Origin of the sequence: Micromonospora sp. WMMD737, from assembly GCF_049179055.1 — a bacterium.
Lineage (GTDB): Bacteria > Actinomycetota > Actinomycetes > Mycobacteriales > Micromonosporaceae > Micromonospora > Micromonospora reichwaldensis.
In genome coordinates this window covers 4,678,758-4,701,258 of record NZ_JBMHMH010000001.1, presented here as the reverse complement: position 1 = coordinate 4,701,258, position 22,501 = coordinate 4,678,758, and the positions used below count along the sequence as shown (strand labels likewise).

The following is a 22,501-nucleotide window of genomic DNA, read 5'->3' as shown; positions in this document are numbered from 1 at the left end:
TACGCGCGGCGAGCAGGCCACGGTGGCGGGCCTGCCACCGCGGCGCCAGTGCCGCGACCAGGCCCGCAATCACCTGCCGAGACATGCTTGTCATCCGAGGATTCATCATGATCGCAGCGCCAGCCATGACATAAACAACGACCATCGATACTCAAGGATTCGCAACCGTGCACGAGGTCGTTAGTCGAGCAGCCAGCTCATCGGCGGTCCAGTCGGTAGCCGGGCGGGCATCCCAGCGGGCCGACCGGAACGCACGGTCCCGCTCTTCGTTCTCCGGATTGCCGCTGAGGACGGCGATCTTCTGGGCCGGCCAGGCCAGCTCGGCGCGCCGGCCCTCGTCGCCCAACTCGAAACCGGTCACTGGGGCTGGCAGCCCGCGACCGACCAAATCCTGCAGCAGGTACTCCATCGCGGGCTCGCTTCGGTCGGCCTGGCGTATCACCTCGCGCCAGGCATCCTCGTCGGCCGCGACGGCGTCGACACTCGATTTCACAGAGCCGAGCAGGCTCTCGATCTCGTCGGGTTCGACCTGGCCCCGGCCCTGCCCCGGCCGGCGAAGGTCGTCGAGGAGAGCGCCGAAGCTCTCCTGTGCTGCCGCGTGCTGCCCCGCACACAGCTGAAGGAGCCCAATCTGCCGGCGCAGCAGCAGCGATCGAGGGCTCTGCGGTTCCTCACCAGCTAGGAGGTCGGTCAGTTGAAGGAGCGCCCGCGTGGTGTGTCCGGTTGAGGCGTCGCACAGCGCCGCCTTGAGCCGACAGTCGAATACCCGCACATCGTCGGTCAGGTCAGCGGCCAGCGCGTGATAGACCGGGCCGGCCTCCTGGTAGGCGCCGCCACCGTACAGCGCTTCGGCTAGGCGACGGCGTATGCCCAGCACCTCAGGGTCGGTGCTGCCGAAAGTCCCAGCCGCTCGAGAGACCATGCCGCGCAGGAGGTAAGCCGCCTGGCCGTAACTGCCGTTGCCGATCAGGCGGTCGGCGCGTTCGCGTGCGGCAGCGACGTCGGCGAGAGTCACTTGAGTGTTTGCGGGCCGTGCCGGCGCGAAAGAAGGCGGCCGTTCGGAATGGACAGCGACCATCGCTGCGGCGTACCTCTCCACCGGGCTCGGCCCCGGAGCGGGTGCGAGCACGCTGGTGAGCCCGGCGGCGTCCGCGTACGGCAACAGCCGCGAATAGACCTCCTCGGCGCCGCCCGGCCGGTCACCGGGCTTCTTCGCCAGCAGTTGCAGGACGAGCTGTTCCAGCTCGGCGGGGATTTCCGGGCGCATCTCGCGAACCGCCGGCGGTGCGGTGGTGACCTGCCGGGTTAGCACGGTGAAGAGGCTGCCCTCGAACACGTGGCGGCCGGTGAGCATCTCGTGCAGTGTGCAGCCGAGCGCGTACAGGTCGGTTGCCGGCTCGCTCAAGTTCGCCTCGACCTGCTCGGGTGCCATGTACGCCGGAGTGCCGAGCTGATCGGTGGTGACGGTGATCCGGGAGTAGTCGGCCAGCGTCGGCGCCGTGGCGAGGCCGAAGTCGAGGACCTTTACGCACCCGTCCTTGGTCAGCATGAGGTTGCTGGGCTTGAGGTCGCGGTGGATGAGCGACGCCGCGTGTGCGGCAGCGAGCACGGCGCACACCTGCGCGGCGATCGCTGCGGCCCAGCCGACCGGCAGCGGTCCCTGCTCGGCGACCAGATCGGCGATCGTGATGCCGTGCAGGCGCTGCATGACCAGGAACGGCTGGTCCTCGTCGCCGGTGCCGAAGTCGTAGACCGTTGCGATTCCGGGGTGCTCGAGGCGGGCGGTGATCCGGGCCTCGCGCCGGAACCGACGGATATGCTCGGGTTTCGGCGTGCCGCTGGGAGTCCGGATGAACTTGACCGCGATCTCCCGGTCGAGTTTCCTGTCCCAACCTACCCAGATTTCACCCATTCCGCCGTGTGCCAACGGGCTGTCCAGCCGATATCGTCCGCCACTGAGCGTGCGCTCGGGCAAATCTCCTCCTCGGTGCCGTGCTGACACTTTACGACGGCCTTGCATGGCTGTGTCCATTCTCGGTATACACGCCGTCGCGAGGTGGGGGCTGTTGACACAGCTTTCAAAGGCTGGTTCCCTGGTGTTCTCGGAGGTTGCCACGAACTCTCCGAGTGGACGCTGTGACCGAGGGGTGAGCGTGGACCTGCCAGCCTGGAACGCCAAGCTGTTCGCCGACATCCGTGACCGCGGACGCGCGGGCGAGCGGCTCTACCTGTACGTCGACCGCAACCTGCTGGCGAAGCTCTCCGACTGGCCCGCCCAGGACGCCCTCGACGACTTCTGCCATGCCTTCCGCGCCACGATGGGAACCGACCCGTTCCGCTGCGGGGCACTGGCGGCGCGGCACTGGCGGCGCACCGGTTTCCCCGGCGAGCCTCCAATCGTGGCTCACCTGGCGATGGCCGTCCTCGCGGTGACCGAGGAGCCGCTTGTTGGCACCCACAGCATCTACGCCCGGCAGAACCGTCTGCTCGGCTTCGAGGCGACACCGACCGAGCCGTCGGGCTACGGCGACGACATGGTCAGCCTCTGGACCGTTTGGAACGCCTGGCTGGACGGTCCGGGCAGCGCCTACGGCGTACGGACGGCGGTGACGCACGACCATTGGTCCCGCCAGGGCTGGGCACGGAGCCAGGCGCTGGTGCGCTTCGCCGACCGGCTGCAGATCGAGCAGTACATTGCCGCCCGCGGCGGCGTGGTCTCGTTCCCGGACCTTCTGGCCTGGCTCCGGCTGCGCCGCCCCGACATGGAGCGTCGCTTCCGGGAGGAGCCGGCCCTGGTTATCCTCCGCGACGTTCTCGATGAGGAGACCGCGCGCTGGCGCCAGGAGGGACCGCGGGTGCCGAACCGCTCCGGCGGTCGCGGCCTGCTGCTGTACGACGACTGGATGGGCTCGTTCCACGGCGTGCTCCGGGTGGACGACGCCCTCGCGGGTCGGGTCGTCGACCTGGGTTCCGGCGAGTTCCGGACGGTCGATGAGTCCGACGGCGTACTCACAGTGGCCACCGACGTGACCACCGAGGTGCTGCTGCGCGAGGGCTTCGAGCACCGGCTCACCGATGGCGTGGTGCAGCGGTTCGGCGGCGAGCCGGTCTATGTCCTGTGCAGGGACCCGCTGGTCACCGGCCTGCTCCAGGTCCGCTCCTGGGATCGCCGGGGCACGGCGGACGTCCTTGTGCGCCAGGATCGACTGCCGACCGTACGGGCTGCGCTGAGCGAGCATGGTGTGGCGGCCAAGGAGAGCCCTGCGGCCAAGCCGGGCTGGAGCTGGTTCCGGCAACTGACCGTGAGCCCCACCGACACCGCGGTCCTCGCCTGCCTGGGTCTCGGTCGTGTGGTCGCCGCCACGCAGTCCCAGCCGGTGCTCCTGCACGGCGGTCTCCGCCTGCGCAACACGACCTACCTGGTCGGTGGTGAGCCCGACCTCGTCGTCGAAGACGACGAGCTGTCCAAAGTAGAAGTAGACGGCTTACCTCAGCCGCTCGCCGCGGAGCAACCGCGGCTGCGCCTGGCCGACCTCTACCTGGACCCTGCCAAGCACACGATCGGCACCCCACTCGGCGACCTCAAGTTCACCACGGTTAACTTCTGCCGAGAGCATGCGGCGGCGAGCGACATCGGCATACCGGTCAAGCGACAGCCGGGCGGCGAACCGGTTCTCGGTTCCGCGATCCGCGACCGCACCCCGGAAATGATCGCCGGCGGTCTGCTGACCGGCGTCGAAGTGGCCGAGCCGATGGTGGTCCGGCGTTCAGCGTCGGCCGAAATGCTCTTGATCACCGAGCACGGCGAGATTAGCGAGGTACGCCCCGGCATCGCGCACTGGCTGCGTGCGCTCGACCTGGAGCCCACCACGATCGACGTGCTGGCCGCGATCCGCACCTCGACGGGCGCCCCGGTGGCCTGCGTCGTGCTCTGCAACAAGCATAGTGTCCAGGCGATCGCCGTCCCGCCCGGCACGCCCCGCATGGACGGCCGGGTCGAGCTGCGGCCGCGGCCGGACGTGCTGGGCCGGCTGGCCACCACCGTCGGCACCTGGTCGTGGCTCGGCACGCCGCACCCGCGGATCCGGCAGATCCTGAGCATGGCGATCCGCCGTACGCCGTCGTCGCCACGCGTGACGGTCTGGCGCCGGCCCGCCGAGGTCGCCGTACGCACCGACGTGGACGACGGTCCGCTCCCCGACAATCCGTACGACGATGTGCTGACCTGGCTCTCCGAGCGCGAGTACGGGCGGGCGTCGATTCGCGACTTCGGCGAGGCCTGGGAGTGGGCCTGCGACCGGAACGGCTACCCGGAAATGGCGCTCTGGTGGCGCCGGGCGCTGCGAACGCTCGAAGAACTCGGCCACATCGAGCGGGACTACGGGACCCGGCAGGTCGGTGTCGCCCCGGCCGCACTGGTGGCCCTGCCCGCCTCCTCGGGGCTGTACGTGCTGACCGGCGCCCGGCCGGTTCGGCTGGTCGAGCGGCTGGCCACCCCGGACGACTCGGACCCGCTCGTGGCGGACGCCGCCGAGGCTTGGGCCGTGCACGTTCGTAGCCCGTTGGACGGCGAAGGCCGACCTGCCGGTCCTCAGGCGATCTATCTAGAGTGCGACCCGGCGCAGCGAGCGAGCATCCGCGCCGGTCTCCTGCGTCTGGGCGTCACGCTGACCGGCGTGACGGCCGACGCACTGCTGGACCTGCTGCCCGAAATACGCCGGTTAGACCTGGTCGGTGAGCCGCTGACGATGTCGCCGAGTCGGCAGATGTGGACGCGACGGCGCACGCCGCAGAACGTGTTCGATTGGGTCGAGGTCTCCGTCGACGCCGCCCCTGGCTTCTACTGCTACCAGCTCAGCTACCGGAAGATGTACGCCTGGCGGCCGACGGTCGGCGCCGAATTGGTCCGGGTCGCATACGAAGTCGGCGAATGGCTTGCTCGGGCGGAGGTAGGCAAGACCCGGCTGTTGTTGGCCGAGGAGGGTGCCCGCCGGCTGCTGGCCGCTCCGGTGGACCTGCCGCTGCCCCGAATGCTGTCCCGGGCGCTCGTGCTGCGCACCGGCCTGCCGCCGCGCATCGCCCAGCCTCGCATCGGCGACAAGCCCTATCGGATTTACGGGAACGTCGACGCGCGGACCGCGGAGCGAGTCGCCCGCCTGCTCGCGCAGACCCCTGATCACACTGGCATCACGACGCGCCTCGCTGCATAAGGAGCTTGCACCGATGACTTCATCCACTCTCACCCTGGACGGGCTGCAGGGCTACCTCGAGGACGCGTTCCTGCGCTACTACGAGACCGCCTACGAGCTGCGCGACGCCAAGCTGGCGGCCGAGCGGCGGCGGCTGCTCAGCGCCCGGGGCACGGCGTTCATCGACCCGTACGTCGAGCTGATGCCGTCGTACCCGTCATCGTCCGCGACTCGGGAGCAGATCTTCGACAGCCTCGGCCTGCCAGAGGCTGCCGAGCTCGTCGGCGCCGGCCTGCTGCCGCATCCGGCGCCGTGGGCGCACCAGGAGAAGGCGCTCCGCGAGTCGCTGGCCGGCAGGGACGTGATCGTCGGCACCGGCACCGGCTCGGGTAAGACTGAGTCCTTCCTGCTGCCGGTCGTGACGGGCCTGGTGCAGGAGTCGCGAGACTGGAAGACCCAGGCATCTACGCCCAGCGCCCCGCGCTGGTGGGCCGGCAAGGGCGGCGCCTTCCAGCCGCAGCGCAGCGGCGAAATGGGCCGGCTCGCGGGAATCCGGGCCCTGCTGCTCTACCCGATGAACGCGCTCGTCGAGGACCAGCTGGTGCGACTGCGGACCGCGCTGGACTCACCCGCCGCCCGTGAGTGGCTGGGCCGGCACCGTCGCGGACACCGCTTCTACTTCGGCCGGTACACTGGCCGGACCCCGCTGCCAGGCACCCGGGAGACCGCGAGCGCCGAGAAAGTGCGGCACCTCGCCCGGCTGATGCGCTCTGCGGAGGTCCGGCACCGGCGCCTGCAAGAGGGCATCGACGCGGGCGGGATCGCCGGGACCTCGCGCTACTTCCTGCCCGCGCTGGACGGTGCGGAGATGCGCTCGCGGTGGGACATGCAGCACGCCGTGCCGGACATTTTGATCACCAACTACAGCATGCTGTCTATCGCGCTGTCCCGCTCGGACGAGGCACCGATGATCGAGGCGACCCGTCGCTGGCTGGAGGCGTCGCCGGCGCACCAGTTCAATCTGGTCGTCGACGAGTTGCACATGTACCGGGGAACCGCCGGCACCGAAGTGGCCTACCTGTTGCGCCGCCTAATGAGCGCGCTCGGCCTGAACCGGCGCCCCGATCAGCTCCGGGTGATCGGCACGTCGGCCAGCATTCAGGACGACGAGGAGGGCCGTGCCTTCCTCGGGGAGTTCTTCGCGCGCAACGGCAGCAGGAGCTTCACCTTCATCAAGGCCAACCCCAGCAAGCCGGCCGGCGCGGACGACCTCAGCCGTCTACTCGAGCCGCTGCTGGCGAGGACGGCTACCGTCGACGACCTGCCGGCCGACGAATCGGTCAAGCGGGCGTTCACGCTGGCCATGTCGGGCGACGACGGCTTCCGACCGCGCTCGGTGACCACCGTCGCCGAGCGGCTGTTTCCCGGCGCTGACCCGGATCAGGCACGCAAAGCGCTCGACCATCTGGTCCGCCTGCTGGGCCAGCAGGCGTCGCCGGCCGCCCGGCTGCGCGGGCACCTCTTCGTGCGTACGCTGCAGGGCCTCTGGGCGTGCACCGACCCAGAGTGTTCCGAGGTGCCCGCCGAGCTGCGCTCGCCCGAGCGGCGCATGGGTGCGCTGTACGCGTCGCAGCGGTTTACCTGTGAGTGCGGTGCCCGCGTCCTGGAGCTGCTGTACTGCCAGTCGTGCGGTGAGAGCTTGCTCGGCGGGTACGTGGCGCGCGCCGGGAACCGCGATTTCCTGGTCTCTTCGATCGCCTCACTAGACGAGCTTCCGGACCGTGCCCCGGCCGGTCGAAACGCGCAGAACTACCGGGTCTACTGGCCGACCGACCGCAAGCCGGTGGTCACCAAGTCCTGGCAGCGCACCGGCACCCGGATTGGCAACGACGCCAAGGCTCCGGTCTACAAGATGCGGTTCGTCGGCGTTAGCTATTCGCCGGGTACCGGGCTGCTGGACCTAAACAACAAGCGAAAGCCCACCGGATACGTGTTCGTGCTGGCGGCCGACGGCGCGGAGGACCGGATGCCCGCGTTCCCCACGCGGTGCCCGTCCTGCGGCGACGACAAGGAATGGGTGCAGAAGAGCAAGCGGGTGGAGGACCGGCAGCGGTCGCGGTCGTCGATCCGTACGCAGGGTGTCGGTTTCGACCGCGCCAACCAGGTCCTCACCGGTGCCCTCAAGCGGCGGCTGAATTCCCGGCTGGTGGCCTTCTCGGACAGCCGGCAGGGCGCTGCCCGGGTGTCCGCGAACCTCGAGCTTGCCCACTACCTCGACCTGATCCGGGCCCTGCTCCTCACGTTATTGCGCGCCCAGTCGGGGGACGGGACGCTGCTGCAGCGGCTGCTCGACGGCGACAAGGCACCGGAGGTCAGTGAGTTCTTCAACCGCCTGCAGGCCGCCGACCGGGACGGCGCCGCTGCCGTGCTCAAGAAGATGAGCGGATTCCCGCCCCTGGACGCAGGCGACGAACGCGCGCTCGCCGCGGTCACCGAGCGGTTAGGCGGCCGGCCCAGCCTCATCGACCTCGTCCGGGACCTCCAGCCGATGCTATTGGCGCTCGGAGTGAATCCTGGCGGACCGGCACCCAGCCGCAGTAAGGTGGGCGACGCTTCGTGGACCACGCTCTACGACTGGGATACCAACCCGGTCCGCGACCGGGGTAGCGTGCTCGACAGCGACGCCAGGAACCTGCTCGGCCGAATCGAGAAGGCCCTCGCCGAGCAGGTGGTCGCGACGGTGTTCGCGGGTGGCGACCGGGACGTCGAATCGCTCGGGGTGGCGCACGTCGTGCCTGCGGCGCCGGTCTCACTCGGCGCCCTCGATGCCCGGGTCGCCCACGAGTTCGCCTGCTCGACACTGCGGATCCTGGGGCGGCGCCGCCGGCTGCCGTGGACCCAGGACGCGGTGTTCGACTGGCCGACGGAACTCAAAGAGTACGCCGACAAGGTGGCGGCGGCGCACGGGAGTGGTCTTGACGGCGAAGGACTACTCGAGGCCCTCGGCGCCCGGCTCAAGGCCGGCGAGTCCTCCGGGTACCGCGTCGATCCGGGGCAGATGCGCATTGCACTGGCCGATCAGCCGAAGGTGTGGCGGTGCCTGACCTGCCGCACCAAGCACCTGCACGCCAGCGCGGGCATCTGCGTCACCTGCAAACGGCCGCTGCCGGCCGATCCGGAGCCGTTCGACCCGCACAAGGACGACTACTACGCGTGGCTCGCCGACCAGGACGGCGGGGCCTTCCGGCTGCACTGCGAGGAACTCACCGGACAGACCGACCCGCTCGAGGCACAGGCCCGGCAGGCGCGCTTCCAGGGAGTCTTCCTGGACGGGACCGAAGTGCCGGCGGTCGACGAGATCGACGTACTCTCGGTGACGACCACGATGGAGGCGGGCGTGGACATCGGCGCCCTCAGTGGCGTGGTTATGGCCAACATGCCCCCGCAACGGTTCAACTACCAGCAGCGGGTTGGTCGCGCCGGGCGGCGCAGCGAGCACCTCGCGGTCGCGCTCACCGTTTGCCGCGGTGCCCGCAGCCACGACGAGCACTACTTCGCGAACCCGGCCTCGATCACCGGCGACGAGCCGCCGCAGCCGTTCCTCGACATGCGGTCCGAGCCGATCTTTCGGCGGGCGTTCACCGCCGAGGTGCTTACCCAGGTCTTCCGCGCCGCGGCGTTGCGGGTCGGGTTCGACGGCGGCCGCAGCGTGCACGGCGAGTTCGGCTCGACCCGGACCTGGGCGGAACATCCCGGTCTTGCGGACGTGGTCCGGGAGACGCTTGCCACCGGGCACGACCAGTGGGCGAACGTCGCCCGTGGCCTGCTCGCCGGCACCCTGCTGGCCGACACGTACGCCGATGACCTGGCCACCTGGGCGGCAACGCGGCTGGCCGACGAGATCGCGGCGGTGGCAAAAGCGGCGCGGGTGCCGGAGCTGTCGGAGGCGCTGGCCCAGGCCGGCCTGCTGCCGATGTTCGGGTTCCCCACCCAGGTGCGCGTGCTCTACACCGACCGGCCACGAGGCTGGGAGGAGCCGAGCACGCTGGACCGCGACGCCGGGATCGCGATCTCCGAGTTCGCGCCGGGCTCGGAGATCGTCAAGGACAAGTCCGTGCACACCGCGGTCGGCGTGGTGGACTATCTGCGCCGTCCCGACGGAAGCTGGCAGGAGAGCGCCGAGGATCCGCTGGGCGAACCCCGCGTCGCCGGCATCTGCCGGTCCTGCCTCGGCGTCACGAACGACCCGGTCGAGAAGTGCCCGCACTGCGGTGCCGGCGAGCCCGAATTCGCCCAGTTGAGCCTGGCTGAGCCGTTGGGCTATCGGGCATCATACTGGCCCCGAGACTACGAGCAGCTTGGCGAGCCGACCGCGCGTGCCTCCCAGCCGCGGCTGGCTCTGGACGAGACGGCGGACCGGACTTACGAGAACGCGGTGGTCCGGTCGACGAACAGCGAGATCCTGGCGGTCAACGACAACAACGGCGAACTGTTTCAGTTCACCCCGGCCAAGCGCGTCGTCCAGAAGAACACGTACCCGGCTCCCGGGCTGATCGAGATCACGCTGGTCGCCGACAAGGAGCGCCAGGATCGGGCAAGGCTCTGGGGGCATACCCCGGAGGGCACGCCACGTCCGCCGGTCGCCCTCGCCGCCCGGCGGCGGACCGACGTGCTCGTCGTCGGCCTAGACCAGCTCGAGCCCGGGCTGGTGGTCAACCCGCAGATTGCGGCGGGACGCGGCGGTTGGGCCTCACTCGGCTACCTGCTGCGCGACGCCGCGGTCAAGTGGCTGGACATCGGCCCGGATGAGATCCAGGTCGGCGTACACCCGCGCAAGCGGGACGAGCACCTGCTCGGCGAGCTGTTCATCGCCGATACCCTGGAGAACGGCGCCGGCTATGCGTCCCGACTGGCCGACAAGATCGACGTCCTCTTCGATGAGGCCGACCGGCACGCCAAGGCACTCTGCGTGCACGGGGGTGGCCGGCCTTGCGACTCCAGCTGCCACAGTTGCCTGCGCGACTACAACAACCGTGCCTGGCACCCGCTGCTGGACTGGCGGCTGGCGGTGGACCTGCTGGACCTCCTGCGCGGACGACCGCTGGCGATCGACCGTCAGCTTGATCGCGATCTCAGCGCGGCGAAGAAGTTCGCCCGTGACTTCTCCTTCACGGTCGAAGTCGATGGCGACGTGCCGATCATCCAGGCGCGCGGGCGGCGGCCACTGGCAATCATTCACCCGTTCGAGGACCAGTCCTCGACGTCCGCCAACCTGCGGGTGGACCGCATCCGTCGGCAGCACAGCGGCGTCCTGCTCGAGACGTCCTTCGATCTCCTCCGCCGGCCAGGCGCTTTGATGGCCAAGCTGATGTCCGCCTAATTGACGGGAAGACCTGACATCACTGTTCACGTATGACGTCTTCATTGAGACTGTACATTCCCCTTGTGCAGCACAGACCAACAGTCACCGCCGCCGACATCGCCCGCCTGACCGGTGTTGGTCGGGCAGCGGTGAGCAACTGGCGCAAGCGGTACGACTCTTTCCCGGTGCCGGTCGGCGGTACCGCCGCAAGCCCTCAGTTCGACCTCGAGGAGATCGAGCGATGGCTGGCCGAGCACGGCAAGCTGCCCGCGGTCGCGGACGAGGACCGGCTCTGGCGCAACCTGCTGGCCGCCGCCGGTGACCCGGCTGCGGCTCTGGCCGCAGCCGGCGAGCACCTGTGCGGCGACCGACCCCTCCCGTTCGAGGCGCTGCGCGAGGAGCTGACCGGGCTCAGCGCGAAGCACGGCGTCCGGAACGCGTTCGAGGCGTTGTGGCGACGCTTTGCCGACCTGCCAGGGAAGCGCACGGTCACCACGCCAGAGGCGCTCAGTGAGCTGATAACCCGGCTGGCGCGGGTGCGGGGCGGCACGGTCCTCGACCCAGCCTGCGGCACCGGTCGACTGCTGCGCGCAGCGGCCGCGGCCGGGGCCACCACGGTGTACGGGCAGGACAACGACCCCGCGGCTACCCGGCTAGCGCAGCTGTTGGTGGAGATTAACGAACTTCCCGGCGAGGTCCGCCTCGGCGACTCGCTGCGCCAGGACGCCTTCGCAGGACTCGAGGCCGACGCGGTCGTGGCCAACCCGCCATTCGGGCTGACCAACTGGGGCCACGGGGAACTCGGCTACGACCGTCGCTGGGAATTCGGCGTCCCACCTCGTACCGAACCCGAGCTGGCCTGGGTGCAGCACGCGCTCGCTCATCTCAAGCCCGGCGGCCGCGCCGTTGTGCTGATGCCGCCCGCGGCAGCGAGCCGGCGTGCCGGCCGACGAATCCGCGCTGAGCTGCTACGTCGAGGCACTATGGTAGCGATTATCGCGCTACCACCGGGAGCGGCCGCCCCGCACGCCATCGGGCTGCACCTGTGGGTGCTGCAGCGCACCACGCAACCTACGGCGACGGTCCGCCTGGTCGACGCCTCGACCGAGCCGCTGGACCAGGCGTACCAGCGAATTGTGGCGTCGGTGGACGGCGACGGCGGCTTGGGCTCGACGACTTCGGTCATCGACCTGCTCGACGAGGAGGTGGACCTTACGCCTAGCCGACACGTAGCGGCGGCCGAATCCAGCCTCGACACCGTCGCAGCGCTGCGGCAGAACCGCGATCGGCTGGAGGGCCTCCTAGCCAGCCTGCCGCCGTTGCTGCCGGCGGTCGACCCCACCGCAGCTCCTCAGTCGACGCCCGCGGTGGCGATCAGCGATCTGGTGCGCTCGGGGCAGCTGGAGCTACTCGGGCCGGTACGGGCCGGCGGGCTGCCAGAGCCTGACCAACCGGTGCTGACCAGCGACGACGTCATTGCCGGGCGGCCCGGCACCGGCCGGGCCGGCGAGATGTTCACCCCACGCATCGTCGTGCGGACTGGTGACGTCGTCGTGCCGACGACCGCGCCCGCACTGTCCGCCCGGGTCATCGTTGACGGTGGTGAGTTGCTCGGGCGAAGCTTGATCTTGTTGCGGGGTGACCCGGAGGCACTCGACCCCTGGTTCCTCGCCGGCCATCTGCGGACCGCGGCTAACGAGCGGCAGGCGGTGAGCCTCTCTGGTGTGCAGCGGTTCGATGTGCGCCGGGCGCAGGTGCCCTGGGTCCCGCTCGACGAACAGCAGCGGCAGGGCACGGCCTTCCGGCAGGTGCAGCTGCTCGAGGACGCGATTCGTTCCGCCGCCCGGCTGAGCGAGGAACTCGCACGGCAGCTCGCCGCAGGACTAATAGCGGGATTGGTGACGGTTCGGAACGGGCACGCACAGCGGGATACGAGCGACTAGTTTCCTGCGCCTGAAATATCGAGTTCATATAGGTGTCATGATTGGTTGCTGGCGGATTGATCTTTGCAGGGTAGTCGGTGAGTGAATTGAGGATATCGTCGGCGGCCTTGGTCCAGCAGGTGAACGGTTTCGGGTTGTCGTTCCAGGTCTGGGCGATACGCAGGGAAGATAGCCGAACGGCTATCTTCCCTGCGTCCATGTGAGTCACGTGTGAGTCACGTCTGTGACCCACGCCTAGGGCTCCGTGTGGCCTCGCTGAGCTGGTCGATCGCACCAGCGCGCAGCGGATCGACGGTGCGAGTGAAGGGCTTGAATCTCTAGCCTTCTGACCGTAGTTGGATGCATATCTATTAAGGAAGAGTTTTGCATCTTACAGTAGCTCGCGCGGGTGTCGGTGTCCGGATCCGACACGACCACGGTGCCGCCGCTGGTCTGGAAGCCGCTCAATCAGCACTGTCGCTTCCTGGATCACCGATGGTTGCGCCGTCGGCTGCCGGACCTTTCCGCCAGAGGTCGCCTGCGTGGGTGAACTCTCCAACAGGTCACTGGTCGCCGTGCTGGTCACCGCTTGGTACCGGCCGTTGTCGAGGTAGTAGCGGCCACGCTCGGTCAAGGTCGCGGACCACCGGCCGTCCCGACGTGACACCGTGACCAGGCGGCGGCCCTGCAACGCCCTCACGGTGTGTTTCGCGCCATCGCCTGGCATACCCGGGTCGGGGCATCCAGCCTCTACCCAGCGCAGCACCTCGACTTGGTGCGGCTTCAGCGGCGTGGCGATGTCGACCATCGGTCAGATATACCGACCGGTTCCCTCCCGGGCATAGGCCCTCATCATCCCGGTAGGCGTTGGCCATCGGTCGATGTCAGAGTGGTTCTGCACACCCGGTCACACTGCCTTGTGGCAGGTCGGCATCCGAGGGGCGGTTCAGGTGGCGGTCGATGTATCGCGGTACGTCGTTGGCGATGAATGGGCGTACCGGCTTCGAGAACGGCATCCTCGGAGCGCGTACGCATCAAGGCCGTCACACCGAAGAAGACCACCGCGAGTGTCGAGGTGGAGTTCCCCGACGACGGCCACCGTGTGCAGACCGTGCCGTCATCCCGGCTGAAGGCCCGGTGGGCGGACGTTGAAGCCTACGACGCCCAGCAAGCGGGCTGGCAACGAATCACAGATTTCGAGCTTGACTCCGTCGAGCGGAGCGCGGTTCTTACCGTCTACTCCGCTCTCATCCCGGAGCAGGTGGCCGAGGTGGACTGGCGTCCGGTCGAGAACGCGACGATCATCAGGGATCGGGTGGCGCTGTCCGAAATCCTTCAGGTGACCGTCGAGGAGATTCTCGCGAAGGTCCAGTGGTTCACCACCGACGAGGGCATGATCGTTTCGCCCGCTGGCACGGTTGTGATCGCGGAGGTCGCCTGCCGCGCCCACTCGCACACCATCCTGCAGCACGTGATCGAGGAGGAGGTGGAGGCTCGACACAAGTGCAAGCATGGTGGCCCGCACCCGTTCCGCAAGGGCGAAGAGTCCAGGCCGGAATGGGAGTACCAGTGGTACCGCAGGCACGTTCGACCCGTACACGAGCTGCTGCGGCAATGGTGCGGACACCGCGCCGTCGCCGCCCACGAACGCCTTACGGCCGCTGAAGCCGAGAACCACCGCCTCGACCTACTCGTCGTGGAGCTCATCAAAGCGCTCGACCTCGCCGGCGAAACCACGCAAGCCGAGCAGTTCGCGGAGGAACACGAACGCGACCGGATCACCCCCTACCTCGCCCGCCCCGTCGTTGATCGCCCACTGCACTGGTCCGAGATGCCCGTACGTGAAGTCCAGGTCTACCGGCGTCGCCACTGGTAGACAGCCGTCCGCCGCAGTCTCTCCTGCTCGGTGCACCCGCACGACACCTGACAAGCTCGTTGCGGGGTACGAACTAAATGCCCGGCGGCATCCCCGATCCGGCGCTGGGCCGACAGGGGTGGCAGCAAGCCCAGTGCCGGCGGTGTGGGGCACGTGCGCGGTGTGCGACGGCCCGAGGCCGAGGCACCGGTGATGGCAGGTCGTTCCCTGGGCATCTTTGAAGAAACCCGTCACGTAACGACGAGGCGAACCGGTCCGCTTCCACCAGAGTGCGGCACGTTTGACCAGGTTAAGCCCGTAGCTCGGGCTCAGTCCCCTGGCGGCGTGCCGTGAACTCGGCCCGCCGCTGAGCCTCGGCGGCGGCGATCATCGTCTTCTCCTCGGGCGTGAGGTGGATACGGCACGACTCGATCGGCGTCGGATAGGTGATCGCGTCGGCCTGGCACGGTCGCCCGGCTCGGGTAGGCCTACTACAGATCGGTACTCGTTTGCGTTGCTCGCGCCGCAGAGCATGCACCTGTTCGTCGAGCCGTTCGTTCTGCCTGCGGAGATTCGCGACGGTGTCCCGAAGCTGGCTCATCTCGTTCTGGAGGCGCTGGTACTCCTCACCGCGGGCGCGACGGACCCGGTGCTTGGACGCTCCGCTGCAGCGGTCGCCCGGGGTGGCACCGCACTGCGGGCACGGCCAGTCCAAGTCCGGATCCTCGACTGTGACAACGCCCTCAGGCAGCGTGCCGACGTCGAAGCCGCGGCCGAGTTCGGCGCTGATGAATGCAGTCTCTCCGAAACACACCCGGCGGAATCCTCCCTGCGGACCGACGACCCACTCGCTGATCGGCCCGTACACCCCGATGGCCTCCGCGACGGTCAGGAGATGGGTGTAGGCGATCGGGCCTGAGCCGCCGTACAAGGTGCCAGCGACGGGCTCGCCGACCGACAGCCAGGCGACCGGCTCGCCGCAGTAACCATCCCAGGCCACGGGGCGACCCTCTCGGCCCAGCCGCGATCCGTCATCTTCCACCATCCGGAACCCCCGGTCCAACGATCAACCCAGATCGGTCGACGCCGGATTTTAGCGCGCAGTGCCTCACGAGAAGCCCGACAGCAGCGATGCGGCCAGGTGCCGGACCGTCTCTTGATTCATACCGTCGAGCTTGCTCAGGTCGGCTGTGGGCTGTGAGTTCCCCCCGCAGCCCGTTCGATCAAGTCGGTGACAGGTTCACCCACCCCTTGGGCACGTTCCAGATGTTCAACCAGACCGGGTCCCTGCGACGAGCGGCCGTGCGCGCGGCAGCGTGCCTAGCCGTCGATGAGGACGTAGCGAGGAGGGTGTGGGAGGCAGCGCGCCCCCTTTTGCGCACCGGGAGCCGTGCAGACTCCCTCGCTGCAGCAGAGGCCGCCTACCGACTCGCCGAGCGGGGCTTTCCTCCGCCGATGCGATGGGCAGATCTGGCGTCGTCCGGCGATGCTTCCCTGCGGCAAGCCGCAGCGGCCTTGATGGCTGTCCACCCTGAGATCGAGGCGGCGCTCGCGCAGGAACTGGTTAAGGACGACCACCACGCCGTACGCCGCGAGGCCGCCGTCGCCTGCTCAGCACTCGCGAACCGGGACCCAGACCTCGCACGATCGTTGGCCGCGATTCTCTCGAACGACGCCCGCTTCAGCATCCGACGGTCCGTTCCGGTGTCCCTCCTAATACCAGCGGAGGCGCAAGGACTGGGCTGACGTCGACGCCGTCTCAACCCGGGCTCCTCGGCACCACGCAACTACTGAGACCCGGGCGGGGGTTCGAGGGCGTGGATCGGGTGGTGCTCCGATGGTGCTCGGATGTTTGGCACCGAACCAGCACAGTCGCGGCTTGTTCGGCACTGCGGCATCGCCATCAACTGCCGTCCTTCCGGATCCGCTGGCTGCAGCGCGCGGACCAGCCGAAACGAAAAGCCCTCCGCGTGGACGAAGGGCTTGCAAAACAGCACGGGGTATGAGAGTTTGTATTTGGTGGGGAAGGTTGGTTACCCTCCCGACTACGGATCAGAAGGTTAGGGGTTCGAGTCCCTTCGGGCGCACAGCAGGTCAGGGGCCGTTTCGGGAAACCGAGACGGCCCCTTTCCCGTGCCGTACAGCAGCAGTCACGCCAACTCCACGCTGCCCATTCGCTCACCCAGGCGCTTCAGCGCCGCGCGGGTCTGCTTCGAACTGACCCGCGTGTAGATCTCCATCGTGACCTTGAAATCCGCGTGCCGAAGGATCTGCATCGCCACCCGAGGGTGCACGTCGAGATCGGCCAGGATGCTGGCACAGGTGCGCCGGGCGCCGTGAGGAGTGATCCGCCGCAGACCGTAGCGATGCACCCGCGCTTCCCACGCCCTGTTGGAGTTCCGGGGCTCGATCGGCGTGCCGTAACGGGTCGTGAAGACGAGCGCGACTTCAGCCACACCTCACCGGCCGCCTTCCGCTCCGCACAGGAGCGGGCGGCGTCGTTTACATGCTCTGACTTTGGCCGCGACGCCATACCTCGCCCTGTTCTCCATGACGCTCTGCCGCATACCGCTCTTGGTCAGCTCGCGCGTCGCGGACAGCAGCCGACTCCTCGGATGAGGAGAGCCGCTGTCTGTCTCGCCAGCCCACGAGGACGAACGCCCCGATAGACAGCGCCACGAGTACCACGAGGATCACCACCACCGTCGTCATGCCATCGATGGTATGCAGCCATGCCATAACTGACTGTCACTGAGTAGCCAGGAGGGCGTGCGATCTACGTGCGATAGCCGGCGGCGATGAGCGGTCAAGGGCGGTCAACCCCGGGCAACGCCGATCGATGCGCCAGGAGGGCATAAAAGAAGATCCCCACCGGCGTTTCCGCAGGTGGGAACCTCTTTAGCCCGGCGGGAGGCTATGTGGCCAGGGGTGGGGTCGAACCGCCGACCTTCCGATTTCCAGGCGGATGGTCCGATGGGTTGCCAGGAGGTTAGGCCAGCTGTCGGGCGCGGGTGGTGGTGACCGTCGCGGTGCCACTGTTGGACAGGCCGGAGATCAGGTACGCCCGGTAGGTGCCGTCCGTCAGTACGGTCCACAGGTCCGGGGTGCCGTCGGCATTGATATCAACGGCCTGCAACGTTCTGATCGCGACGCCGGTGTTCCAGTTCGCCGCTACCTGGTACTGGGTGTGGGTCAGCGTGCCGGTGCCGTCGCCGTTGTCGACCATGGTGACTCCGGTCCACAGGTACAGGTCACCGGTGCCGGCGTTGCGCAGGAAGAGCGCGATCCCTGAGGTGGTCTCGGTGCTGGCGAGGCTCCAGTTCTGCCAGTCGGTCCCGCCGGTCGGCGTGGGGTTGGTCAGGCCGGTGACGCCGTAGTAGAGGCCCGGCGCGAAGTAGTTGGGGTGGTAGCCGAGCCGGTAGCCGTTGGTGGCGTCACCGGCGATGCCGAGCAGGTCCGGGATGCCGGTGTCGACGCCATCAGCCTGGAACGCGTTCACCAGCTGCAAAGGGCTGTTGCCGTTGGCGTCGATCAAATTGTCGTATCCGATCGTGAACTGGTTGCCGCTGAGCGCCGGGTTGGTCATCGTGCCGTCCCCCGCGCCGCGGATGACGCCGCCGACGCCGGCTGAATTTCCGGTCGGAAAGTAGTACAGGAAGTCCTGGCGGTCGACGCCGGTGAAGCGTCCGGTGATGACCTGGGCACCGTCAAAGTCGGTCGGGGCGTTGTATTCGGTGACGCCGGTGCCGCGCAGGCCAATGTTGCTGGCTGGGGTTTGCACTTGGCCGGTGCCGACGCCGGTCTTATGGGACTTCACACCGAGTGCCGACCAGACGCCGGAGCCGAGGCCAGTGCCCGGACCGCCGATGGCGACCAGGTCCGGCACCCCGTCGCCGTTGAGGTCCTTGTCGACCGGGCCGGTGGTGACGGTGGGCGTGGGCTTCGGCGCGGCCTGGGCTGGCAGGGTCGGGGCGAGCGCGGTCAGCGCCAGCGCCAGCGGGGCGGTCCAGGCGAGCATCTGACGGGTGCTGAAGGAATTCGTCAAGGGTCCCCCCGTGCTGTGAGTAGTTTGCCGCCCGGACGGTACTGGATAACGGCAACTGCCACGGCCCCGTTTCGTCCGGTTTCGGGTTCCACGCAGGAGTTGGCTGTATAGCCGTTGGTACAGCCAAGCCAGCCGACAGGCGCGATCAGGGGCCGACTGGAGGCTTACAAGGCGAGCAGGTCAGCGGCAGGGACAGACGCCGGCCGACAGCAGTCTTGATCTTTGCAGGGCAGGGCCATCACGACTGCGCGACGACGGGCATGATGTGCGAGTGATCAACCAGCAAGCGGCCCGGAGCGCGGCGGAAGAGGCGCTTCGGGCGATGTCCTCGGACCCTGCTGTGCCCCCGCTTGCGATTACGCACGTGGAGGAACGTCCCGGCTGTTGGATCTTCTACTACCAGTCCGTCCGGTATGTCCAGACCGGCTCCTTCCTCGACTCTGTCGCGGGTAATGCTCCGATCCTCGTCGACTGGAACACGGGGCAGCCTCATGTGACCGGAACCGCCCGGTCGACGGAGTATTACCTCGCCGAGTTCGCGGACGGACGGCACACGTGCGAACTCTGTTGCTCGCCGGGCTCCACACCGCAGCTCTAGATGCAGGGGTTCAGACCCCTGCTCGTACAACAATGAAGTACAGCAACCAGCCCACCCGCAACCGATCTCGTGCGGTGACTAGCAACCTTGCTAGCGGCGTGGGCAGCCGTATGGAGCTGTACCGCCCGGAGCTACGGCTCAGAAGGTTAGGGGTTCGAGTCCCTTCGGGCGCATTTCACGACCAAGGCCTTGACCAGCGGAAACGCGGGTCGCGGCCTTGGTCGCTTTGCAGGCTGGGACGGAGTGTCCCAGGATTTGAAGTCAGAGCGCCGGGGACAGGTGCAGGAGACGGTTGGGCGAGCCGGCCCCCGGGTTGATCACGACCGGGTTGGCGACGCTGAACAGGTAGCTGGCCACCTGGGCCGGGGTCCAGGTCGGGTTGTTACTGAGCACCCGAGCGGCGACGCCGGCGACGAGCGGTGCGGCATGCGAGGTGCCGCTGATCGTCTGGGTCGCGTTGATCGAGTTCCACCAGGCCGACGTGATGCGATCGCCTGGAGCGAAGATGTCCAGGCAGGGGCCGAAGTTCGACCAGCTCGCCCGGTTGTCGTTCGTCAACGTCGCGCCCACGGTCAGCGCGGCCGGCACCGAAGCGGGTGAGACGGTGCAGGCGCTCACGTTCGAGTTGCCGGCCGGAACCGTTACCGTGATGCCGTCGGCGACCGCGTTCGTCACCGCGGTGTTGAGCGCGACGGTGGGGCTGGTCAGCACGCCGATGTTCGCCACGGCCGGCTGCCCGGCGAGGTGGTTGGCGATCATCCAGTTGATCCCGTTGATCAACATTGACAGCGTGCTCGGCAGGGCGCAGTCGAACACCTTGACCGCGACCGGCACGACGTTCTTGGCCGCCCCGTAGGTCGTTCCGCCGACGGTGCCGGCGACGTGGGTGCCGTGCCCGCTGCAGTCGTTGGCCGGGAGCGTGCCGTCGACGGCGTCGTAGCCGTACACCGCCTGGCCGCCGAAGTCGGCATGGCCGATCTGGATCCCGCTGTCCACGATGTACGCCCGGACGCCGGTCCCGACACTGGTGAAGTTGTAGGTGCCACTGAGTCCCAGCGGTGCGTCGATCCGGTCGAGGTTCCACGGCGCGTTCGTCTGGGTGGTGGCCAGGCTGGTCAGACGGTCCTCCTCCACGACCGCCACCGCCGGGTTGGCGGCCAGCCGGCGGGCCACCGGCTCGGAGGTCCGCACGGAGAAGCCGTTCAGCGCGTCGCGCCAGACCTGGTCCGGGCGGAAGCCGTACCGGTCGGCGAGGCGGGACACACCGGCCTGCCGATCGGCGACCGTACCGCCGCTGTCCTTGAGGGTGACCACGTAGCTGCCGGGCACGTGGGTGGCGTTGCCGGCGCCGAGGATCTCGCCGGTCGCCCCGGACCGCGCCTCGGTGGCGGGTGTCGCAGTGGCCGGTCCGGCAGCCACGGTGAGGAGCAGGACCGTGGTGACGAGCGTGGCCATGGCGGCCGTTCCGGCTCGACGCTCGCGCGCGAAGATCGTGTGGCGGTGGAGCCTCATCTCCCAGCCTCCCTTTGTTCCGGCCATTCCGGCGGGCGTACGACGCGCCGATTGAATGGTCCGAACGGTTTTGCCGGATCGTACAGTCGGTATATGGCAGAAATCCATCGTGAAATCACGAACTCAATCGATGGAGGTCTTTTTGCGCGTGGAGTGGAAAGAGTTCTGCCTTGATGTATCAGCGCTGCTTCCGGGGCCTCGACTGCGGCTGCTGCTGCCTGCGGGGCCGCGGGCAGCCTCGTCCCGGGCGCGGCCACGCCGGAAGCGACCGCGAGGACTGACGGCCGCACAGCCATCCGTGCAGCCAAGCCGGCCGACATACGTGGGTGATGGGCGACGGCCACCGACGATTCCGCTGCCGGCCGTTGACATCGAAGCTGTTAGTTGACACAGTCCGGGCCGGTGGATGGTCCCGGGGGAGGCTGCGGTGTCGTTCCGATCCGTGCCCGCCGAGTGCGCCCTCGCGACGGCCTCCGCGGAGATCGACCGGCTCGGGCTCACGGCGCGGGCGACGGTCCTCGGCCCGGCCGCGTCGCCGACCATGCGCGTCACGCTGTTCCGGGACGGAGCACGGGTCGCCGTCGGTGCGGGAAAGGGCGCGGGTCCTCAGGGCGAGGCGAGCGCGTACTTCGAGGCCCTGGAGCGCTGTCTCATGTCAGCCCGGGAGAACCGACGATGGACCGCGGACGCCACCAGGCTGGTGCCGGCGAGCGTCGTGGCCGGGCAGTCCGCCCTGGAGCCCGACCTGGTCGTGCAGCGGTGGGCGGCGGAGTTTCCGGACTCCGTCGCGGCGTGTGCCTCCTACGGCGGGGTCCGTTATCCCACGTTCCTCACCGATCCGCGCTACTACCGGTGGCCGGTGGCGGGTGACGACGTCCGGCCGTACCGCAGCCTGCTGCGGTACTCGTCCAGCCTGGGCACCGCCGCCGGCGTCGACCTGGCAGAGGCCGTCTACCACGGCCTCTGCGAGCTGATCGAACACGACGGGCTCGGTCAGGCGCTGCTGCGCTGGTACGTCGCCGGAGTCCCGGACGTCGACCTCGTACCCGTCGGCGAGCTGCCGGACGGACTGCGTTCGCTGCACGCGGATGCCGTACGGGCGGCCGGCGCACCCGTACACCTGCTCGACATCACGACGGACCTGGACGTGCCGGTGTACGTGGCGGTCAGCCCGGCGGCCGGCGGCGGGCCGACCCGGCTCGGGGCCGGCGCGTCGCTCTGGGCCTCCGACGCCGCGTCGCGTGCCCTCGGCGAGCTGATCCAGATCTGTGCGCTCGCATCCACCGCCGACCCGCCCGCAGTCCAGCGCCTGGCGGCCTGGCCGGCACTGCAACGGTGTGCCCTGATGCCACTCGACGAGCTGCTCTCCGGCCCCGTGCGGGCGGTGCCGCTACGCGCGGACATGGCCGGCGACGGCAGCCCGGGTTGGGGGCTGGAGCACGTCGGGCGGGCGCTGGCCCGGCACGGCATCGGCTACCACGTGTGCGAGGTCGCGCCAGTCGGCTCACCGATCGCGGTGGCCACCACGATCGCCCCGGGGCTGGAGCGCTTCAGCCTGGTGCGGCACGGGGTGCCCGTCATCCCGACCGGGCGGGGGTGGCACCTGTGGCCGTCGCCGGATAGGGCGACGGTCACTTGACCAGATCCAGTTCGAACGAGATGAGGGACACCATGTCTGCTGGCGACTCCTGCTTCCGTACCGGCGACGAGGACGGTGAGCTGATGGCTCGCCATCCTTCCCCGGGGGGCGGCACTCTGTGCTTCCACCCCGCCGACGAGAACGGTGAGCTGACGGCTCGTCAGTCTCCCCCGGGCGGCACCCTGTGCTTCCACCCCGCCGACGAGCCGATGGTCCGTAGCGTCTGGCCCGGCGGTGGCGGCGGCACCTCGTGCTTCCACCCGGGCGACGAGGACGGCGCGTCGACGGCTCGCCTCGCCGACGATCTGGCGGCGGACCTGCACCTCGCGCTGACCAGCATCGACGATCGGCAACTGGCCCTGCTCGCCTGAAGCAGGCC

Annotated in this window: 14 protein-coding genes and 1 pseudogene; 8 read left to right on the top strand and 7 right to left on the bottom strand. The window is 68.7% G+C overall.

Annotation, left to right across the window (positions count from 1 at the left end; genetic code table 11):
• Window positions 1-151 precede the first annotated feature (151 nt).
• A complete protein-coding gene (locus ACN27A_RS20575) occupies window positions 152-1,975 on the bottom strand; it encodes a serine/threonine-protein kinase (protein WP_421455900.1) in 1,824 nt (607 codons plus the stop codon).
• Between the two features lie 178 nt (window positions 1,976-2,153).
• Between ACN27A_RS20575 and ACN27A_RS20570 the strand changes: the two genes are divergently transcribed.
• The 3 genes from ACN27A_RS20570 (at window position 2,154) to ACN27A_RS20560 (ending at window position 12,494) form a co-directional block, all read left to right on the top strand.
• On the top strand, window positions 2,154-5,210 hold the full coding sequence (locus ACN27A_RS20570) for a hypothetical protein (protein ID WP_421455897.1): 3,057 nt from the start codon (window positions 2,154-2,156) through the stop codon (window positions 5,208-5,210).
• 13 nt (window positions 5,211-5,223) lie between these two features.
• A complete protein-coding gene (locus tag ACN27A_RS20565; protein ID WP_421455894.1) occupies window positions 5,224-10,569 on the top strand; it encodes a DEAD/DEAH box helicase in 5,346 nt (1,781 codons plus the stop codon).
• A 65-nt stretch (window positions 10,570-10,634) separates the two neighbouring features.
• Window positions 10,635-12,494, top strand: a complete 1,860-nt coding sequence (locus tag ACN27A_RS20560; protein ID WP_421455891.1) for an N-6 DNA methylase — start codon at window positions 10,635-10,637, stop codon at window positions 12,492-12,494.
• A gap of 370 nt (window positions 12,495-12,864) precedes the next feature.
• Here the strand turns inward: ACN27A_RS20560 and ACN27A_RS20555 are convergent, their stop codons facing one another.
• Window positions 12,865-13,281 (bottom strand): hypothetical protein, encoded by a 417-nt coding sequence (locus ACN27A_RS20555; RefSeq protein WP_421455888.1) that lies wholly within the window; start codon window positions 13,279-13,281, stop codon window positions 12,865-12,867.
• Window positions 13,282-13,461: 180 nt separating this feature from the next.
• On the opposite strand from ACN27A_RS20555, the gene ACN27A_RS20550 reads away from it, so the two are divergent.
• Entirely contained in the window at window positions 13,462-14,349 is an 888-nt protein-coding gene (locus ACN27A_RS20550) for a hypothetical protein (protein WP_421455885.1), read from the top strand.
• Between the two features lie 289 nt (window positions 14,350-14,638).
• Here ACN27A_RS20550 and ACN27A_RS20545 read toward each other — a convergent pair whose 3' ends face one another.
• Window positions 14,639-15,373 (bottom strand): bZIP transcription factor, encoded by a 735-nt coding sequence (locus tag ACN27A_RS20545; protein WP_421455883.1) that lies wholly within the window; start codon window positions 15,371-15,373, stop codon window positions 14,639-14,641.
• A 206-nt stretch (window positions 15,374-15,579) separates the two neighbouring features.
• Here ACN27A_RS20545 and ACN27A_RS20540 point away from each other — a divergent pair, with 206 nt between their 5' ends.
• A complete protein-coding gene (locus ACN27A_RS20540; RefSeq protein WP_421455880.1) occupies window positions 15,580-16,074 on the top strand; it encodes a hypothetical protein in 495 nt (164 codons plus the stop codon).
• A gap of 404 nt (window positions 16,075-16,478) precedes the next feature.
• Here ACN27A_RS20540 and ACN27A_RS20535 read toward each other — a convergent pair.
• The 3 genes and pseudogenes from ACN27A_RS20535 to ACN27A_RS20525 form a co-directional block, all read right to left on the bottom strand.
• A pseudogene (locus ACN27A_RS20535) lies at window positions 16,479-16,804 on the bottom strand (tyrosine-type recombinase/integrase); the annotation flags it as partial.
• Between the two features lie 26 nt (window positions 16,805-16,830).
• Entirely contained in the window at window positions 16,831-17,040 is a 210-nt protein-coding gene (locus ACN27A_RS20530) for a hypothetical protein (protein WP_421455877.1), read from the bottom strand.
• Between the two features lie 277 nt (window positions 17,041-17,317).
• On the bottom strand, window positions 17,318-18,373 hold the full coding sequence (locus ACN27A_RS20525; protein WP_421455874.1) for a hypothetical protein: 1,056 nt from the start codon (window positions 18,371-18,373) through the stop codon (window positions 17,318-17,320).
• Between the two features lie 265 nt (window positions 18,374-18,638).
• On the opposite strand from ACN27A_RS20525, the gene ACN27A_RS20520 reads away from it, so the two are divergent.
• Complete coding sequence (locus ACN27A_RS20520; RefSeq protein ID WP_421455871.1) at window positions 18,639-18,971, top strand: YrhB domain-containing protein; 333 nt, start codon at window positions 18,639-18,641, stop codon at window positions 18,969-18,971.
• 261 nt (window positions 18,972-19,232) lie between these two features.
• Here the strand turns inward: ACN27A_RS20520 and ACN27A_RS20515 are convergent, their stop codons facing one another.
• The gene (locus tag ACN27A_RS20515) at window positions 19,233-20,483 is read right to left on the bottom strand and encodes a S8 family serine peptidase (protein WP_421455868.1); all 1,251 of its coding nucleotides are present in this window, start codon (window positions 20,481-20,483) and stop codon (window positions 19,233-19,235) included.
• Window positions 20,484-20,910: 427 nt separating this feature from the next.
• Here ACN27A_RS20515 and ACN27A_RS20510 point away from each other — a divergent pair, with 427 nt between their 5' ends.
• Together ACN27A_RS20510 and ACN27A_RS20505 are read left to right on the top strand one after the other, a co-directional pair.
• Window positions 20,911-22,122 (top strand): YcaO-like family protein, encoded by a 1,212-nt coding sequence (locus ACN27A_RS20510; protein WP_421455865.1) that lies wholly within the window; start codon window positions 20,911-20,913, stop codon window positions 22,120-22,122.
• A 32-nt stretch (window positions 22,123-22,154) separates the two neighbouring features.
• Entirely contained in the window at window positions 22,155-22,493 is a 339-nt protein-coding gene (locus tag ACN27A_RS20505) for a hypothetical protein (RefSeq protein ID WP_421455863.1), read from the top strand.
• Window positions 22,494-22,501: the final 8 nt, after the last annotated feature.

Coding starts and splice junctions, on each gene's coding strand:
- ACN27A_RS20565 (WP_421455894.1), top strand. CDS start 5,224: ATGACTTCATCCACTCTCACCCTGGACGGGCTGCAGGGCTACCTCGAG.
- ACN27A_RS20555 (WP_421455888.1), bottom strand. CDS start 13,281: ATGGTCGACATCGCCACGCCGCTGAAGCCGCACCAAGTCGAGGTGCTG.
- ACN27A_RS20550 (WP_421455885.1), top strand. CDS start 13,462: ATGGGCGTACCGGCTTCGAGAACGGCATCCTCGGAGCGCGTACGCATC.
- ACN27A_RS20545 (WP_421455883.1), bottom strand. CDS start 15,373: ATGGTGGAAGATGACGGATCGCGGCTGGGCCGAGAGGGTCGCCCCGTG.
- ACN27A_RS20530 (WP_421455877.1), bottom strand. CDS start 17,040: ATGACGACGGTGGTGGTGATCCTCGTGGTACTCGTGGCGCTGTCTATC.
- ACN27A_RS20515 (WP_421455868.1), bottom strand. CDS start 20,483: ATGAGGCTCCACCGCCACACGATCTTCGCGCGCGAGCGTCGAGCCGGA.
- ACN27A_RS20505 (WP_421455863.1), top strand. CDS start 22,155: ATGTCTGCTGGCGACTCCTGCTTCCGTACCGGCGACGAGGACGGTGAG.